Source organism: Acinetobacter sp. BIGb0102, from assembly GCF_003815055.1.
In the GTDB taxonomy this organism is placed as follows: Bacteria; Pseudomonadota; Gammaproteobacteria; order Pseudomonadales; family Moraxellaceae; genus Acinetobacter; species Acinetobacter vivianii.
In genome coordinates this window covers 82,439-99,586 of sequence record NZ_RKQE01000010.1, presented here as the reverse complement: position 1 = coordinate 99,586, position 17,148 = coordinate 82,439, and the positions used below count along the sequence as shown (strand labels likewise).

Sequence of the window (17,148 nt, the reverse complement as noted above, 5' to 3'; positions counted from 1 at the left end):
ACTATAACAGTTGATAATTTTTAATGCCAATTCGTGTTTTCATTCTTCATTATCGGTAAAATAGTGGATTCTTCCATTATCCATTGCGTATCTTATGTCTGAGCAATTATTCATCCAAGGTCCTGTTGGTCAAATTGAAATGTTTGTCGATCAACCTCAAGGTGAAGTCACAGGTTTTGCTGTTGTCTGCCATCCACATCCTTTGCAAGGCGGGACACCAAATCATAAAGTTCCTGTGCTACTGGCTCAGATTTTTAATGAAATGGGCTGTGTAGTTTATCGTCCAAGTTTCCGTGGTCTAGCAGGCAGTGAAGGCACACATGATCAAGGACACGGCGAAACTGATGACATCATGGCTGTGATTGAATATACCCGCGAGAAGCATGCAGGACTTACTTTCTACGCTGGTGGCTTTAGCTTTGGTTCTCATGTGTTGGCAAAATGCCAAGCACAACTCAGTAATGAATTACGTCCGAAACAATTGGTGCTCTGTGGTTTACCAACTGGTTCTGTAGTCGATTTACGCCACTATAAAACCCCTGCAATTGACGGCGATATCTTATTTGTTCATGGCGAGCAAGATGACATTACCTTGCTATCAGATATGATTGCATGGGCAAAACCGCAAAAACATCCAATCACGATTTTGCCAGGTGCCAATCATTTCTTTACAGGTTACTTAAAACAGCTCAGACAAGTGATTGCTCGCTTTTTAAAACTGTAGACTTAACAACAAATTACTAAGAAAACTATACGTCTTTTCAATCCAATGTCTGTTATATCAGTATAGATGTACAGACATTCGGGTTCTTTAATGAAATTAAATAAAAAACAAGGACTTTTTTTAAAGCAAACCATTGAACAATGGCAACAACAAGGCACCATTACGCCTGATGTTGCCAATGAGTTAAAGCATAGTATTTCGATTCGTCCTTTTGACTGGGAACGCTTGGCAAAATACTCATTCTGGATTTCGATGATTTGTGCCGTGATTGCCATTGCCGCAATTACAGCGGATCAGTTCTTGATGGAACTGATTGAAAAAATATTTATTGATTCCAAAATCATTCCTTGTCTGATTTTTGCAGGAGTCGCTGCGGCCTTTTATGGCTTTGCATATCGTCGACGTAAAACCAAACCACTGCATCAATTTAGCAATGAAGCCATAATTTTTGCTGGTGTGCTCTCTACAGCAGCATCTGTGGCTTATTTCGGACAAGCGATTGATACTGGCAGCGGACATTTCTCGTTGTTATTCCTGCTCTCAACCCTCATTTATGCTGCTCTTGCCTTCTGGTTCCCATCCAAACTGATTTGGGTATTTTCATTACTCTCATTGGGTTCATGGTTTGGAACTGAAACAGGTTATATGTCTGGTTGGGGTGCGTATTATCTAGGGATGAACTTCCCTTTACGCTTTGTATTCTTTGGTGGTGTACTGATTGGATTGAGTCTTCTCTTTAAACGTTATGCGCATTTTAAAGATTTTGCACACTCAACTTATGTCATGGGATTGCTTTATCTATTTATTGCCTTGTGGCTTCTATCAATCTTTGGCAACTATGGTGACTTAAGTAGCTGGTATAACGTTAAACAATATGAGCTGTTGCATTGGGGTGTTTTATTCGCATTTATTGCCATCATTGCAATTGTCTATGGTTTGAAACATGACGATGCCACCTCACGTGGTTTTGGTATCACCTTCTTATTTATCAACCTATATACCAAGTACTTTGAGTTCTTCTGGAATGGTATGCACAAAGCCATTTTCTTTATTATATTGGCAGCATCTTTCTGGTGGCTAGGTCGGCATGCCGAAAAACTCTGGAATTTAGAGTTTCTATCTAGCCCATCTCAAAATAAGAAAGATCGTCTAGGAGAATGATTACTGGAAGTCTCTCAAACTAAAGATGTGGAAGGCCGTAAAGATGTTACTGTGATTGATAAAATTGCATCGACCTATAAGCCGAAACCACAACGGGATTTGGTTGAAGTGGTTTATACATTAAGACAACTGGCGTATGTTAAAGGGTGATTTAATGAATCAAATTGAAACAGGTTTTGATTGGGCTATGCAACATACTCAAGCCTGTGATTCAGACTTTTTACCTGATAATAGTTTTGATTGGAATAAAATAGAGATAGAAAAATGAAACTCGCAGAAGCACTTTTACTTCGAAGTGATCAACAAAAAAAGCTCGCTTCATTAAAACAACGGATCAATGCCAATGTATTGGTACAAGATGGTGATGAACCGAGTGAAGATCCAAATGAGCTAATCAAACAAGTGTTTGCTTTGACCCAAGAAAGCAATCAATTGATTTGTCGTATTCATTTGACCAATGCGCAAGCAAAATTAGAGGATGGCAAAATATTGCTATCCCTATTAAGCTTACGTGATAATTATGCAGAACAGCATAAGATTCTAGTTGATGCGATTGCCAATACCCATCGTGAATCTGATCGTTATAGTTCACGAGAGATTAAATGGAAGAAGGTTATCCCTGTTTCTAGCTTGCAAAAACAAGCCGATGATATCAGCGCGAAACTACGTGATTTAAATATCAAGATTCAGGCTGCCAATTGGCAGATTGATTTAGTCGAATAGACAACAGATTTTGTGAATTTAGTTCACAATCACAGTTTGGACATACTGGGCGAGTACAAGATCCTGCATCCGCTTGAGGGATTGAAAATAATTCAGGCGGCTACGGCAGCATGTGAGCCGTGCATCAATCTTCACAGATTAGGCTCAGCACCATGTACCTCGTAAACCTTTGCCGAAAGCAAAGTGACACGTTACTTCGCATTACCATGTACTGACAGTATGTTCATTTAACCTTAATGGAAAGTTATGAGTTTTTTTCAATTATCACAATTAGAAATTGAATCATTGATCTCGGGAGATTCTATTTCAGATGTGTTCCCATGGAGCACAAATAATGAAAACTTAATTGATCAACACTATAAACAAATATTTTTAGATATTTCAAAACTATCTGGTACACAATTCCTCGTAGATTTTGATCACTATGGTTCAGGTTATGCATCTTATATTCCTACTTTTTTCTTCAAAGACGAATTTCGTACAAAACAGCTATATACATCCTATAACCAAAACTTTCTGGGATTAGAAATATATTTTTGTCGCATAGCTCCCTATTTCATTATGATTGAAGATGAATATCGTTGGCAAAGTAAAACCCGAAAAATAGAACGTTTTAATGGTTTTCCAGAGTTAGATCAAATTGATGAAATTAAAAATTCAAATATTATATTGATTGCACAACAGATTGAGAAATTACTATCAAAATTTGAATTAATTCGATTAAATCAAAAACAATTAAAAATAAAATTACCTTCAAATTATGGGGTACATACAAATTTCACAAATCATGGATATTGCTACTTTGATGCTTTTTTCCATTGGGAAGATTAATTCACAGGTTTAATTGTGAAATTGAATTTATCAAGTTGGATAAAACACTGTTTCAGATCACAGTTAAAGTAAAAGAAGCTCATCTTTGAGCTTCTTTTTATTAAGGGCTTATTTAATAGACTCCAGAGCAGTCACCAACAACTTCCAGCATTTCTCTACCGTATCCACTTTAACTCGCTCTCCCGGTGCATGCGCGCCCTGAATATCTGGGCCAAAAGACACCATTTGCAAATCAGGATAATGTTCCGCAATAATGCCGCACTCCAAACCTGCATGAATCACTTTCAAGTTTGGCTCAATTTTAAATGCGGATTGATACGCTTGTTGTAAGCACTTTAACGCAGCCGACTCTGGATTCGGTGTCCAACCTGATACTAACGGCGTTAATTCAGATTGAATCTGGAAATGAGAAAAGTGCTGTTGAATGTTCTGAGCAAAGGCTAACGCGTGCTGATTTACCATCGAACGAACCATAATCAAGGCTTTTGCTTCGTCTTTAGTCAGCTTTACCACACCGATATTATTCGAGGTTTCGACCACATCAGGTAAAGCGCTACTCCATTGAGCAATACCATAAGGACACGTTGCTAATGCCTGCAACCACGCTTGTTGTTGATGCAAGGCAATGACTTCATTTATCTGACTGGTATTTTGCTGTGCCGTGATTTGCAACTGATCATCAATGCCCTGTAGTTTCTGTTGCCATGCAGCTTGTGTCGCTGCCACAGCGTTTTTCAAATCAGTAAGTTGTTCTGCCTGAATTGCAATGGTTGCAACAGCTTCACGCGGGATGGCATTGCGTGCTGTTCCACCGACAAATTCAACCAATCGACCATTGGATTGTGTCAAATAATCATTGAGGAAATTGGCTAGAATGACATTGGCATTCCCTCGACCTAAATGAATATCAACCCCAGAGTGACCACCTTTTAGCCCTGATACCAGTAAATCTACAAAGATTAAATCATTTGGTGCTGTTTCATATTCAAGTGGCTGCCCCACTTCCAGATCAATACTGCCTGCGCAGCCAAGATATAGCTCGCCCCATTCTTCGGTATCAATATTAAAAAGCCATTGTCCAGTTAAAACGCCAGATTCGAGTAAGCGCGCACCACTCATTCCCGCTTCTTCATCAATGGTCAATAAGACTTCAATCGGCCCATGTGCAATATCATTTGATTCTAATACCGCCAGTGCCAATGCAACACCAATCCCATTATCCGCACCTAAAGTGGTATTTTCAGCAATTAGCCAGCCATCTTTTAATACAGGTCGAATGGGATCTTTAAAAAAATCATGTTGGGTTCCGCGATTTGCCTGAGTCACCATATCCAAGTGCCCCTGCAAAATCACACCAGCCACCTGTTCTTTACCTACAGTTGCCGCTTTGCGAATAATCAGATTACCAATGTTATCGACATAAGTTTGGAGCTTACGCTGTTCCGCCCAATCTTTTAAATGTTGTCTTAATTGTTGTTCATGCTTGGAAGGCCGAGGGATGGTACATAAGGTCTCAAAATGTTGCCAAACCACTTGGGGTGATAATTTAGAAAAATCGACCTGTATCATGCACCTATACTCTCAAATAAAGCGTTTAAATCAATATACACCATACACAGAAACGGTCATGATGTTAATGCACTTCATTTAAGATTCTATTTGTAAAAAAGACTTAGCTTTTCCATACAAACTGAGAAAAACTATGCTCTGCTTTTAAACTATTTTCTACGGCCTGAGCCAGTTGGCGAATAATACTTTGCGTCTCGATCTTTTCAAACCACGCTTGTTCACGTTGTGGATTGGCTGAAATCTCACACAAAATATGCCCTTCGGTATCTTGTTGCGAACATAAAATCGAAAGCGGCAATTGATGATTGTCGATGCGCACTTCAATTTTTTCATGCTCATGACGAATATGCTGTGCATCAAAACCATATTGTTCTAATTGTTTAAACAGCAGTGCAGCCACATACTCTTGTGTGATATAGCACTCATTGGGTGGATGATCGACCACTCCATGTTTTGGGCAATCTGCTATAAACTGCAACGTTTTCATGCTATTCCCTCTTTTATTATATTTTAGCGCCGCATCACAACCTAAATCCAACGCCTATACTCTGAATTATTATATATACAATCGTCTCTAAACGATTAGCTGATTGTCTTAGTTCTATTGTTAAATTGATAAATTTCGACCCGATTAGATATGTACATCAGAGAAGTCATCATTTTTAGTATTTAAGCGTTAAATGGATGGTTTTAACAAATTCTTTTTAGAGATAAACACATAAAAAAAGCAGCACTCAACCTTCAATAGCTGAATGCTACTTAATTCAAATTAGATTACGGATTTACAACACTTAAATCCAATCCAGCTGAATTTGCAAGCTCGGTAAAGGTTGGGAAACTTGTCGCAACCGTTTCTGTACCATGAATCGTAATTTCACCTGAGGTACGTAAACCAGCCATACTAAAGCTCATGGCAATACGATGGTCATGATGTGATTCAATTTCACCACCCGTAAAGATCGCTGACCAGTCGCCAGATTTACCTTTGCCTTCAATGATGATGCCATCTTCCGTTGGTGTACAGTCGATCCCCATGATTTTCAAACCATCTGCCATCACTTGGATACGGTCAGATTCTTTAACACGAAGCTCAGCAGCGCCTGTCAATACAGTTTGACCTTCTGCACACGCAGCAGCAATGAACAATGCCGGGAATTCATCAATGGCTAAAGGCACTTGATCTTCTGGCATGTGAATGCCTTTCAATGTTCTTGAACCTTTGATATGAATATCTGCAATCGGCTCACCACCTGCAATACGTTCATTTTCCACTGTCAGATCAGCACCCATTTGCTTAAGGATTTCGATCACACCTGTACGAGTTGGATTAATACCGACCGCTTCCAGTACCACATCAGCACCTTCAGTAATCGCAGCACCCACCATAAAGAATGCAGCAGATGAAATATCCGAAGGCACTTGAATATCTGTACCGACTAACTTGCCACCACCGACAAGTGAGATTTTATTGCCTTCAGTTTTTACATCATAACCAAAGGCACGCAACATACGCTCAGTATGATCACGCGTCGGTTCTGGTTCAGTCACTGAAGTTTCACCCTCAGCCCATAAACCAGCTAATAAAATGCCTGATTTCACCTGAGCTGACGCCATTGGTAAATCGTATTGGATTCCTTTAAGCGCCTGACTACCTGTAATACTCACAGGTGGTGTACCTTTCTCGCCGGTGGTCTGGATGAGTGCACCCATTTCGCGAAGTGGCTTAGCAATACGTTCCATTGGACGTTTAGACAATGAGGCATCACCCGTCATGACAGAGTCAAATTTTTGCGCAGACAGCATGCCTGATAACAAACGCATACTGGTGCCTGAGTTGCCCATATACAATGCGCTTGCTGGTGCTTTTAAGCCTTGCATACCAACACCATGAATGGTCACTTCACCATTCTTTGGTCCTTCAATGCTCACGCCCATGTCACGGAAAGCCTGCAAAGTTGCGAGGGCATCTTCACCTTCCAAAAAGCCTGTCACATGAGTCGTGCCTTCTGCAATCGCACCAAACATAATTGAGCGATGTGACACAGATTTGTCACCCGGTACGGTGAATTTACCTGTAAATGTTTTCTTTCCCGGTAAAATGCTAAATTGCTGTGTCACCTTGTTTTTCTCCATCAAAGGTTTTTTGGCTAACATATGATTAAAATGTTGGCGTGCCGCTTGCGCGTGGCCTAGTAGCCCCATCAACGCATGCGAATCTTCCTGTTCAATCAATTTTTTCAAAACGGATAATTGCTGTTCGAAGCCATCAACAGCATTCAAAATTGCGGTTTTGTTGGCAAAGAAAATATCATGCCACATCTGTGGATCACTGGCTGCAATCCGAGAGAAGTCTCTAAAACCACCCGCAGCATAGCGGAAAATATCTAGATTATCTTCACGATTTGCCAGTTGCTCAACCAGATTGAATGCCATCAAATGCGGTAAATGACTGGTATGTGCCAACACTTCATCATGTTTAGCAACATCCATGCAAATCACTTCTGCTTTTGCCGCAGACCAAAGCTGAATCAGCTTTTCAACCGCCCACTCCGCGCTGGTCGGCAGTGGCGTTAGAATCACTTTGTGATTGACGAATAAATCAACTTTACCCGCATGCACACCAGTATGTTCTGCACCTGCAATAGGATGCCCCGGCACAAAACCGACAGGTAAATTTTCACCAAATACTGCTTTTGCCGCTTCAACCACATTGCCTTTAGTACTACCTACATCGGTAATAATGGCATTTTCGGCAAGATAGGGTTTGATCTGTTCAAGCACTTTTTGTGTCGCACGAACGGGTAATGCTAAAACAATTAAATCTGCATCCTGAACTGCTTCTTCAGGCGTTGCATAACCGTGTTGAATAAGACCGAGTGTCTTGGCATCTTCTAATGTTTTTTTTGAGCGTGTTGAAGCCACAATTTGAGATGCAAGTTGTTCTGCCACAATCACACGGGCAAGACTAGACCCAATCAGTCCAAGTCCGATAAATGCAACTTTTTTAAATAATGGTTGAGACATAAAACATATTTGCCTAATGAGACGACATTGATATGGATAGATACCGAAGTCATCTATCCATTCTATAGAACGGGATTATAAAACAGCGATTGGATAAGATCCGAGTACACGTAATTCTTTTACCATTGGACGAATTTCTTCCAATGCCGCCGCAACATTTTCCTGACCGATATGTCCCTCTAAATCGATAAAGAACACATAAGCCCATTTTTCAGGTAAAGCTGGACGTGTTTCAATGCTGGTCAAGCTGATTTGATGCTTCGCAAACGGTGCAAGAATTTCCAATAAAGCACCCGCACGGTCATGTGCAGAGATTAATAGCGAGGTCTTGTCATTACCGCTTTGAGGAATCTTCTCACGCCCAATCACAAGGAAACGTGTGGTATTTTCTGGGTTATCTTCAATATTGCTATGTAAAATCTCAAGATTGTACATGCTTGCCGCAATATCAGATGCAATCGCAGCAGAATGCCATTCGTTACGAATACGACGAGCCGCTTCTGCATTTGAGTTCAGTGCAACACGCTCAACGCCTGGATAATGTGCATCTAGCCATTTACGGCATTGCGCCAAGGTTTGCTGATGCGCATAAATCTGTTTGATGCTGTCTTTACGGGTATTTTCTGAGACAAGGAATTGGTGATGGATACGAAGCTCAACTTCACCAATCACATTCACTGTCGATGCTTTAAAGCAATCCAGCGTATGGTTCACAATCCCTTCAGATGAGTTCTCTACAGGAACAACACCATAATGTGCGCTGCCCGCTTCAACTTCACGGAAGACTTCATCAATGGTTGGTAATGGACGCACAACCGCATCTTTACCAAAATGTTTTAACACAGCAGAGTGCGTATACGTCCCTTCTGGCCCTAAAAATGCAATGCTTTGTGGAGCTTCAAGCGCCAGACATGCCGACATGATTTCACGGAATAAGCGTGCCATGGTTGCATCAGACAAAGGCCCTTGATTACGCTCCATGACTTTACGGAGCACTTGCGCTTCACGTTCTGGGCGATAAAACAGTGGATTTTCTTCGGATGCAAATTTCGCTTTAGCTACCGCTTCTGCCAGTGTCGCACGGCGGTTGAGTAACTCTTGGATTTGTTGATCAACACTATCAATATCGTTACGAATTTGTTCTAAATTAAGTGAATTCGATGTGTTTTGTCCATCGTTTACCATTGAATGCAGCCTCAGCAAAATCATCTATAAGAATGGATTACAATCTATCTATGAATCGATTATCCGAGCTAGAGTATAACAATACTTTTATGCATTAAACACGCTGAGTTTTAACTCTTTTTCCCATTAAACTTTATTGATAATGATTTTCATTATATATTTCTTATCAAAATTTTGACGAGTGTAAATAAAGTGATGTTGAAACGTCTTGGTATTTTAACTTTTTCTCTTATGATCGCGACCCAATCCGTGATTGCGCAGCCTTCTACAGCAAGCTCCAGTTCAGTACGTGAAGTGCAAGCAAATACCCAGACCAGACAAAGTTTTATCCTGAAATCGAAATATACTGCTCAGGACTACCTGATTCAGATTTCTATTCCTGATCGTGCAGCGCCTGTAGAAGGCTTTCCTGTGCTGTATGTTCTAGATGGCAATGCTGCTTTTGAAAGCGCTGCCAATATTGCGAAATCAGTTGGTGCAGGTGCAAATCGTTTGGGGCTTAATCCTGTGGTGATTGTTGCTGTAGGCTATCCTGACCAGAGCACGTTTGATGTGCAAAAACGTGCTTTAGACTATACCCCTAAAACGTCTGCTGAGTTTCAAGCGCAGGCAAAATATCAATATGGTGGTGCAGACCAGTTCATCCAGTTTTTGGATAAAGAACTGAAACCAGCAATCAGTTCACGGATTAAAGTCAATGCCCAGCAACAAAGCTTATTCGGACACTCCTTTGGCGGCTTGTTTGCATTACATACCTTCTTTTCCAAGCCACAAACATTTCAGCGCTATATTGCAGCCAGCCCTTCACTCTGGTTTGACAACTATGCCTTATTAAATAGACAGGCTGAATGGTTAAAGAATCAAGCCAATACAACTCAAAACGTGATGCTCATGACCACCGTGGGTACACAAGAATTAGGCAAAGGACCCGCGGCAAATCCAGATGCTTTAAAAAAGCAAAATGATTTCTATCAAAATTTTAAAGACCAACACTCAAAACAATTTTCTTTTTGGTATTTTCAACATCCCGCTGAACAACACCTGACCAATATGTATGCCAGCTTACCCAAAGCCATTCTACTTGCAGGATGTCAAACTGAACGCTGTGCGGCCTTATTTGATGAACCAAAGCCTTAATCCTCCTGCATGAAACAAAACAGCCTGCTATTGAGCAGGCTATTCTTTGAAGCGTATGAATTAAGTTTTACCAATAATTCCACGCGCCACGATTTCTTTCATAATTTCGTTGGTACCACCATAAATACGCTGGATACGTGCATCAACGAAGAAACGTGAAATTGGGTATTCAGTCATATAACCATAACCACCAAATAACTGAAGTAAGTTATCTGCAACTTTCATTTGCATATCAGTACTGAAGCTCTTCAATGCCGCAGCAGTTTCTACGTCCAGTTTGCCTTCGTTATATAGCTCAACGTTTTGGTTATAGAAAGCAGCAGTTGCCAACTCATCAATCTTCGCTTGTGCCAAGACGAAACGAGTATTCTGGAATTGTGAAATTGCCTGACCAAATGCCTGACGCTCTTTGACATAAGCCGTTGCTAAATCAATTGCTCCACGAATCGCACCTAAAGCTGTCGCCGCAATCGCAGTACGTTCACGCGGAAGCTCCTGCATCAAGTAAGCAAAACCTTGCCCTGCTTGACCTAGCAATTGATCTTTCGGCACTTTGACATTATCAAAGAACAGCTCTGAGGTATCTTGTGAATGTAATCCGATTTTGTCGAGGTTGGTGCCCTTTTTAAAGCCATCCAAATGCGTATCGACTAACATCAATGACACACCTTTAGCACGCGCCTGTGGATCAGTTTTTACTGCAAGCACAACCAGATCAGCATGCTGACCATTTGAAATAAAGGTTTTCGAACCATTTAATACATAGTGGTCATCTTGCAAAATTGCACTGGTACGCATTGCCTGTAAGTCTGAGCCTGCACCTGGTTCAGTCATACCAATCGCACCGACGACTTCACCCGACACCATTTTTGGTAACCAGTATTGTTTTTGTTCTTCTGTTGCAATGTGCTGAATATACGGTGCAGCGATTTCAGAGTGACATGAAATTGCAGTCGATAGTGCACAGTAACCTGCACGGGCAGACTCTTCCACCAACATGAGTGAATAATGTGTTGGCACACCATAACCACCGTATTCTTCTGGTACATCCACACACAAGAATCCATTTTCACCCAATGCAGACCACACTGAACGCGGCATAATGCCTTCACGTTCCCATTGATCATAATGCGGTGCAATCTGCTCGCTCATAAAGCGTTTAAAATTATCACGGAAGAGTTCCAAATCTGCATCATAAGCTAACATCTTTATTTCCTTTCGCTTTCTTTGTTCTTAAAAATTTGTACGAAGTCATGCTAATAACTTTTAGATCAGATGTCATGTCCCGTTTACATCAAATCACTAGACTGATTGGGTCAATAATTTTGTTTGCACGGTGGCTTTCCAGACCACAACTGTTTATTGATTAAACAGCCTATTGGTTTTTTTATGCTACAAGTCTCTATTTTATGTCATATTGATTTCATTCTTAGTGACAATCCTCAATACGGCCATGAACACAAAACGAAATATCTATAAAACCGCAGAACATCCATTTGCTCAATATGTTCGTATTTTAGGGAAAGGCAAAACAGGTTCACGTTCACTCAGTTACGAAGAGGCTTATCAGGCCTTTGGCATGATCTTGAAAGATGAAGTGCTAGATGTGCAGCTTGGCGCATTTTTAATGCTACTCCGCGTTAAAGAAGAATCTGTCGATGAACTGGCAGGTTTTGTCCAAGCTACGCGTGACCAGCTTAATTTTCAACCACTTGAAGTGGATCTTGACTGGTCTTCTTATGCAGGTAAACGTAAACACTATCCGTGGTTTTTATTGGCTGCACTGACTTTAGCGCATCATGGTTACAAGATTGTGATGCACGGTGCATCTGGTCACACGATTAACCGTGTTTATACTGAACAGGTTTTGCAATACTTAGGCTATTCTATTTGCCAGAATGAACAGGATGTCCGTGAACAACTTCAACAGCACAACTTTGCCTACCTTCCGCTAGAAGCCATCTCACCTATTTTAAGCGAACTTATTTCACTGCGAAATGTGATGGGATTACGCTCTCCGATTCATACACTGGCACGCCTGATTAATCCATTTAATGCCAAAGCTACTTTACAGGCCATTTTCCACCCTGCCTATCGAACGTCACACCAGCAAACTGCTTTCCGTCTAGGTTATCAAAACAGTGCCGTGATTAAAGGTGAAGGTGGTGAGTTTGAACGTAATCCTGATGCCAAAACTTTAATCTGTGGGATTAAAAATGGTGAATTGTATGAACATGAGCTGCCAAAACTAACTCCTGACCGCAGCCCTGTTGAAGAAGAGCTTGATCTTACAGTATTTAAAGCAGTTTGGTTGGGTGAACAAACGCATGAATATGGAGAAATGGCAGTGATCCAAACGATGGGGATTGCGTTGTATACCATGGGTGTGGTCAGTCGCTATGATGATGCAATGACAAAAGCGAAAGAGCTTTGGGAAAGTCGTTTCTGATCTAGAATTAATGACCAAGGTTATATTGCATAATCTTGGTCTTAATCTTCAACATAATAAAAATCTGGCCAAAATGGATATTCCTGACCTGAAGAGTGAATATTTCTCAAGATGAGTTGATCGCCAATTTTAAATGTGATTTTGTTTGAATCGTAGGCATCAGATAGATAAGCATCTCGCTGCTGACCAATCAGCTTATTACAATATGAATAATGGGCTTTGCTCTTTTGAGAGCTTCGCATCGTCTGAGCATCCAGAACTCTAATCCCAATCAATAACATGGGATAACCATCATTCTTTAAGGGTGTATACTCTGTTTGAGGCAAAGCATATTTTTGGCTGGCGACAACTTTCACTTTGAGTAAACATTCGATCGGCTGTTTTGCAAATGTAATTCCACTAAACATGGTCAAACAGATTTCTGAAGTTTCATAAAATTTATGATGACATTTTTAATGAAAATAAAAAAAGCCCAGTGATCACTGAGCTTTTTTAAATTTAAACAAAACGAATTGGCTTAAATTCAGGTTCATTTTTGTGATGATCATCATCACATTCCTCACCTTCTTCTTTGGTACCACGGTCGATATAACCACTACGCTGTTCTTTTGGTAAATTTTCCATTTCCCATGCGTAAACTGCTTGCATACAGATTTCACGCTGCTCTTTGGTCAATACAACACCATTTGGCCATTTGCCAATTTCAACAGCTGTACGAAGACGCTCAACAATTTCAGGATTTAAAATAGCGAGCATTTGTTCAATATTCATGAGTCATCCTGTTGAAAAGATTCAAAATCTTGATTCCACCCTAACTTGGTACGACATGCCATATAGAAGTCATAACCTGGTGGATGTAATAAGCTTAGTTTAAACGGATGTTTGCGGATATGCACCGTGTCGCCAACATTTAATGCAACACTATGTTGTCCATCAGCACTAACCATAGGCAAAACACGATTTTCACGAATGGTAATCTTGATTTCGCTTTGCCCACCGACCACGATAGGACGTGATGACAAGGTATGCGGATGCATCGGAACCAGTGCAATCGCATCCATACTCGGATGCAAGATCGGTCCACCGCCTGACAGCGCATAAGCAGTCGAACCCGTTGGTGTAGAAACAATCAAACCGTCACTATGCTGACGATAGACATATTGCCCATCAATATTCAGTTCAAAATCGATCATATGTACCGACTTGCCTGAGTGCAACACTACATCGTTCAATGCAATCGCGTCATAAATCGTTTCGCCATTGGTCCGCACTTCCATTTCCAGTAAGAAACGGCGATCCAGTTGAAACTGACCTTGTAACACCTGATCCAGCTTAAAAATAGCTTCCGCTGGCTTGATGTCGGTTAGAAAGCCCAGTCGACCACGGTTAATACCGAGCACTGGCGTATTATGTCTAACCAAAGCTCGCGCTGCATGTAACAGTGAACCATCACCGCCCACCACAATCACTAAATCTACGACTTCACCCAGCAAGTTACGGCTTACAGTCTGCCCATGACTATAGGGGACAAGTTTCGCTGTTTCCTGATCAAAAACGGGGTTTAAACCTAAATTGATCAAATGATCATGAATTAAACATAACGTTTCTACTACAGAATACTTGTCTGGTCGTCCAATGAGACCAATATTTCGAAAGGATTTATGTGAAATTTGCACGAATAATTCAGCTCCGTCGCGATTACTGACTATCATATCATTAACAATCAATGTTGCGTTGATGATTGATTAAAAAGTATAAAAATGTCTATCCGTTGTTTTTTTATACCTTTAATGTCAACACATTCTTAATCTTTTTATTGCATGTTGCTATTTATTCACAGTTTTATGATTGCAAAATGACAATAAGCTATCGCATCATTACCGTCATTGTTTTGGTTTTAACGCAAATCTATGAAGTTTGAACGTGGTATTGGTTTTCTAGCACTCATTTTCTCAATGTTAGTGATAGGTGTCTTTGTTGCATTTAGTATCTATCTGATCCGACTGGATAATATTATTCGTGACAAGTTTGAAGGTCAGCGTTGGGACATCCCTGCCAAGGTGTTTGCACGCCCATTGGAAATCTACGCCAATGCACCGATTACTCAGGATAATTTTACGCAAGAGTTAAAATTACTCGGGTATAAGAATACAGCTAACTACGATAAGTCTGGTAGCTATGTGGTTCAAGGCAATCAGATGTATGTACACACCCGTGGATTTGACTACGGTGATAGCACTGAGCCTGAACAAGTACTGGAACTAGCATTTGCCAATGGCGAAGTGAGTGAGGTTCGCTCAACCAAACCCTCAAATACAGGGATTGCACGTTTAGAACCTTTATTGATTGGTGGTATTTATCCACAACATAATGAAGACCGCGTTCTCATTAAATTGAATAAAGTACCAAAAACCCTGATCGAAGCTCTGATCTCGACAGAAGATCGTAACTTCTATCACCATCATGGTCTTTCAATTCGTGGTACTGCCCGTGCTGTCGTCAGTAATGTGACAGGTGGCCGTCGTCAAGGTGGTTCAACCTTAACGCAGCAATTGGTCAAGAACTTCTATCTATCACCAGAAAAGACGCTGAAACGTAAAGTCAATGAAGCACTTATGGCGCTATTGATTGAATTACATTACAGTAAAGATGAGATTCTGGAAGCTTACTTAAATGAAGTGAACTTAGGCCAAAACGGTAGCTATTCTATTAATGGTTACGGCTTGGCTTCACAGTTTTACTTCGGTCTGCCATTGCGTGAATTGAATATTTCACAACAGGCATTTCTGGTTGGCTTAGTTCAAGGCCCTTCTCTTTATAATCCATGGCGTAATCCAGAATCGGCGAAGAAACGTCGTGATGTTGTACTAAACAACATGAAAGTGATGGGTTATTTGACCGATGCAGAATATGAAGATGAAATTGCCCGTCCTTTAAATGTGGTCAGCAAGCCAACTTTAGGCCCTGCAAAATTCCCTGACTTCTTGGATATTGTGCGTCGTCAATTACGCACGGAATACCAAGAGAGTGATATTACCAATCAAGGTTTAAGAATTTTCACAACCCTTGATCCAATCGCACAAACTCAGGTGCAGAACGCATTTAAGAGTACCGTCAGCCGTTTAGCCAATGCCAACCCCGGCCGTTTAAGAAACCTGCAAGGTGCTGTGCTGGTTGCGCACCCTGAAAATGGTGAACTGGTTGCAGCCGTAGGTTCGACTCAGGACTTTACTGGCTTTAACCGTGCGCTTGATGCAAAACGTCAAGTGGGTTCTTTGCTTAAACCGATCATTTACTTGAACGCAATCGAGTCAGGCCGATACACATGGGCAAGCCCGATTGAAGATAGCGCAGTCAATATTCCAATTGATGGTGATAAGAGCTGGACACCGAAAAACTATAGCGGTGGTGAGCATGGTGTTGTACCAATGCAACAAGCTTTGGCAAACTCATACAACTTATCCACTGTCCGTTTAGGAAATGAATTTGGTTTATCTGCGTTTAGCAATAAATTAAGACAGTTTGGTGTGACCTCAGATATTCCTGCTTACCCTTCAATCTATCTGGGCGCAGTGAATATGTCACCAATGGAAGTATTAAGCATCTATAGCAACTTTGCGACAGGTGGCTTTAAATATCCGCCTCGTTCTATCCGTACTGTGGTGGATGCTAAAGGACATTTACTTGAGCGTTATGGCCTAAATGTACAACAGACCATTGACCCTGCTGCTGCCTATATCCTGAACTTTGGCTTACAACAAGTAATGCGTTCTGGTACAGGTCGCTCTGCCTATAACAGCTTACCTGAATCATTAAATCTGGCGGGTAAATCTGGTACCACCAACGACACCCGAGATTCATGGTTCGCAGGTTATTCAGGCAATCATGTTGCAGTGGTGTGGTTAGGTCTCGACGACAATAAAGTCACAGGTTTAACTGGTTCTTCTGGTGCACTTCCAGTCTGGACTAATGTGATGAAACAGCTTCGTCAAGAGCCTGTTAATCTGCGCCAGACCGATAATGTGCAATGGCAATGGATTGATAGCGCGAGTGGTGATTTGTCTGCGCAAGGCTGTGATGGTGCGTTGTATATTCCACTACTCCGTCAAACCGTGCCACGTCGTGCAACCTTATGTGGTCAATCTCATTATGAAGTGGAACCAACCTATATTCCACAAACAGATGACACACAGAATGATGAGCATGAAGATAGCATTGGTAACTATATTCGTGAAAGTGAAAACCAAATGGATACAGATTTATCCAATCGTAGCCCTGCACGCGTTATTTCCAGTGGCAGCTATAACGGTAACGGTGAGAACTAAGCCTCAAAAGGATGATTGGA

The 17,148-nt window shown here is 41.1% G+C and carries 15 protein-coding genes and 1 pseudogene; 8 read left to right on the top strand and 8 right to left on the bottom strand.

Annotated features, from left to right (window positions below):
* Positions 1-94: 94 nt before the first annotated feature.
* The 5 genes and pseudogenes from EC846_RS03225 to EC846_RS03210 all read left to right on the top strand — a co-directional run bounded on the left by EC846_RS03225 (position 95) and on the right by EC846_RS03210 (position 3,439).
* Positions 95-724 carry an alpha/beta hydrolase gene (locus EC846_RS03225; RefSeq protein ID WP_123774185.1) on the top strand — a complete coding sequence of 210 codons (630 nt, stop codon included), beginning with the start codon at positions 95-97 and terminating at the stop codon, positions 722-724.
* A gap of 90 nt (positions 725-814) precedes the next feature.
* Positions 815-1,885, top strand: coding sequence for a DUF2157 domain-containing protein (locus tag EC846_RS03220; RefSeq protein ID WP_123774183.1), 1,071 nt, complete (start codon positions 815-817; stop codon positions 1,883-1,885).
* 15 nt (positions 1,886-1,900) lie between these two features.
* A pseudogene (locus tag EC846_RS18425) lies at positions 1,901-2,035 on the top strand (RtcB family protein); the annotation flags it as partial.
* A gap of 114 nt (positions 2,036-2,149) precedes the next feature.
* Entirely contained in the window at positions 2,150-2,608 is a 459-nt protein-coding gene (locus tag EC846_RS03215; RefSeq protein WP_004772559.1) for a DIP1984 family protein, read from the top strand.
* Between the two features lie 246 nt (positions 2,609-2,854).
* Entirely contained in the window at positions 2,855-3,439 is a 585-nt protein-coding gene (locus EC846_RS03210; protein WP_123774181.1) for a hypothetical protein, read from the top strand.
* A gap of 108 nt (positions 3,440-3,547) precedes the next feature.
* Here the strand turns inward: EC846_RS03210 and EC846_RS03205 are convergent, their stop codons facing one another.
* The 4 genes from EC846_RS03205 to pheA all read right to left on the bottom strand — a co-directional run bounded on the left by EC846_RS03205 (position 3,548) and on the right by pheA (position 9,217).
* Positions 3,548-5,008, bottom strand: coding sequence for an aminoacyl-histidine dipeptidase (locus EC846_RS03205; RefSeq protein WP_123774179.1), 1,461 nt, complete (start codon positions 5,006-5,008; stop codon positions 3,548-3,550).
* 103 nt (positions 5,009-5,111) lie between these two features.
* On the bottom strand, positions 5,112-5,495 hold the full coding sequence (locus EC846_RS03200; RefSeq protein ID WP_004772562.1) for a hypothetical protein: 384 nt from the start codon (positions 5,493-5,495) through the stop codon (positions 5,112-5,114).
* 287 nt (positions 5,496-5,782) lie between these two features.
* Positions 5,783-8,032, bottom strand: a complete 2,250-nt coding sequence (locus EC846_RS03195) for a bifunctional prephenate dehydrogenase/3-phosphoshikimate 1-carboxyvinyltransferase (protein ID WP_123774177.1) — start codon at positions 8,030-8,032, stop codon at positions 5,783-5,785.
* A gap of 75 nt (positions 8,033-8,107) precedes the next feature.
* On the bottom strand, positions 8,108-9,217 hold the full coding sequence (pheA, locus tag EC846_RS03190) for a prephenate dehydratase (protein WP_004772565.1): 1,110 nt from the start codon (positions 9,215-9,217) through the stop codon (positions 8,108-8,110).
* Positions 9,218-9,412: 195 nt separating this feature from the next.
* Here pheA and EC846_RS03185 point away from each other — a divergent pair, with 195 nt between their 5' ends.
* Complete coding sequence (locus EC846_RS03185; protein WP_123774175.1) at positions 9,413-10,354, top strand: alpha/beta hydrolase; 942 nt, start codon at positions 9,413-9,415, stop codon at positions 10,352-10,354.
* Positions 10,355-10,414: 60 nt separating this feature from the next.
* On the opposite strand, the gene EC846_RS03180 is transcribed toward EC846_RS03185, so the two are convergent.
* Positions 10,415-11,560 carry an acyl-CoA dehydrogenase family protein gene (locus EC846_RS03180; RefSeq protein ID WP_123774173.1) on the bottom strand — a complete coding sequence of 382 codons (1,146 nt, stop codon included), beginning with the start codon at positions 11,558-11,560 and terminating at the stop codon, positions 10,415-10,417.
* 247 nt (positions 11,561-11,807) lie between these two features.
* Here EC846_RS03180 and EC846_RS03175 point away from each other — a divergent pair, with 247 nt between their 5' ends.
* A complete protein-coding gene (locus EC846_RS03175) occupies positions 11,808-12,803 on the top strand; it encodes a glycosyl transferase family protein (RefSeq protein ID WP_123774172.1) in 996 nt (331 codons plus the stop codon).
* 41 nt (positions 12,804-12,844) lie between these two features.
* Here EC846_RS03175 and EC846_RS03170 read toward each other — a convergent pair whose 3' ends face one another.
* The 3 genes from EC846_RS03170 to EC846_RS03160 all read right to left on the bottom strand — a co-directional run bounded on the left by EC846_RS03170 (position 12,845) and on the right by EC846_RS03160 (position 14,479).
* Positions 12,845-13,210, bottom strand: coding sequence for a hypothetical protein (locus tag EC846_RS03170; RefSeq protein WP_123774170.1), 366 nt, complete (start codon positions 13,208-13,210; stop codon positions 12,845-12,847).
* A gap of 91 nt (positions 13,211-13,301) precedes the next feature.
* Positions 13,302-13,574: a YeaC family protein gene (locus EC846_RS03165; RefSeq protein ID WP_004772572.1), complete on the bottom strand. Its 273-nt coding sequence runs from the start codon at positions 13,572-13,574 to the stop codon at positions 13,302-13,304.
* Entirely contained in the window at positions 13,571-14,479 is a 909-nt protein-coding gene (locus EC846_RS03160; protein WP_032810682.1) for an NAD(+) kinase, read from the bottom strand. The genes EC846_RS03165 and EC846_RS03160 overlap by 4 nt, the downstream gene beginning before the upstream one ends.
* Before the next feature lie 234 nt (positions 14,480-14,713).
* On the opposite strand from EC846_RS03160, the gene mrcB reads away from it, so the two are divergent.
* On the top strand, positions 14,714-17,128 hold the full coding sequence (gene mrcB, locus EC846_RS03155) for a penicillin-binding protein 1B (protein WP_123774168.1): 2,415 nt from the start codon (positions 14,714-14,716) through the stop codon (positions 17,126-17,128).
* The last annotated feature ends 20 nt before the right edge of the window (positions 17,129-17,148 follow it).